The organism is Vibrio sp. 661 (assembly GCF_033339315.1).
GTDB classification, from domain to species: domain Bacteria; phylum Pseudomonadota; class Gammaproteobacteria; order Enterobacterales; family Vibrionaceae; genus Vibrio; species Vibrio alginolyticus.
In genome coordinates this window covers 1-1,147 of record NZ_JAWOUJ010000108.1, presented here as the reverse complement: position 1 = coordinate 1,147, position 1,147 = coordinate 1, and the positions used below count along the sequence as shown (strand labels likewise).

2 protein-coding genes are annotated in these 1,147 nt (G+C 49.3%); both read left to right on the top strand.

The window, feature by feature from the left end; genetic code table 11:
* Positions 1-718 (top strand): diaminopimelate epimerase (dapF, locus tag R7P69_RS25040; RefSeq protein WP_318121802.1); only part of this gene is annotated, 718 nt, incomplete at its 5' end.
* The coding region (locus R7P69_RS25035) for a DUF484 family protein (protein WP_318121801.1) at positions 712-1,147 on the top strand (436 nt) is incomplete at its 3' end. The genes dapF and R7P69_RS25035, both read left to right, overlap by 7 nt.

Sequence of the window (1,147 nt, the reverse complement as noted above, 5' to 3'; positions counted from 1 at the left end):
TCACACTGGCGTCGGTTTTGACCAATTGCTTGTGGTAGAAGCACCTTATGATCCTGAAACCGACTTCCACTATCGCATTTTTAATGCCGATGGCAGTGAAGTGGAGCAATGCGGCAACGGCGCGCGCTGTTTCGCGCGTTTTGTTCGTTTGAAAGGGTTGACCAATAAATACAGCATCAGCGTGAGCACCAAGAAAGGTAAGATGATTCTTGATGTGGAAGACGACGGTGAAGTGACGGTCAACATGGGTGTGCCAGAGTTTGAACCGAACAAAATTCCGTTCAAAGCGAAGCAGAAAGAAAAAACCTACATCATGCGCGCGGGTGACAAGACGCTGTTTTGTGGCGCCGTCAGCATGGGTAACCCGCATGTGGTGACAGTAGTGGATGACGTGGATACCGCAGATGTGGACACTCTAGGTCCGCTGCTTGAATCACACGAACGCTTCCCTGAACGTGTGAACGCTGGCTTTATGCAAGTGGTGAGTCGTGACCACATTCGTCTTCGAGTTTACGAGCGCGGCGCAGGTGAAACACAAGCTTGTGGTAGCGGTGCATGTGGCGCGGTGGCTGTGGGTATTTTGCAAGGACTTTTGGATGAGAGTGTGAAAGTATCGCTGCCTGGTGGTGAGCTGCATATTTCTTGGCAAGGCCCGGGCAAACCACTCTTTATGACCGGTCCTGCTACTCACGTATTTGATGGTCAACTGTCGTGCTAGTCAAAGAAAAAGGAAACGGTTTGTCTCAAGTTGAAGCTGACGCATTAACGGCAGAAGTGGTGGCTGAATACCTAAAAGATCACCCTGACTTTTTTGTTGAGCGCCCTGAGCTGGTGGATCGTCTGTCTTTTCCACATTCGGATTTAGGTACGGTTTCGTTGGTGCATATTCAAATGAATCGCCAGCGTCAGCGTATTGAAGAGCTTGAAGAAGAGATCACCACGTTAATGTCGCTTGCGGCAAACAACGATCGTACCTTCTACGAGTTCATGGATTTGCAGGGCTCGATTCTAAAGTGCGGTGACTTCAAGCAAGTTATTAGCGCGATAGAGCTAAAAGCCAAAGATCTCGGACTGCGTGCGTATGTTCGCTTGTTTAGCCAATGCGATGCATCGACGCAACTTAGTAAAGAACATTACCCGCCCTATC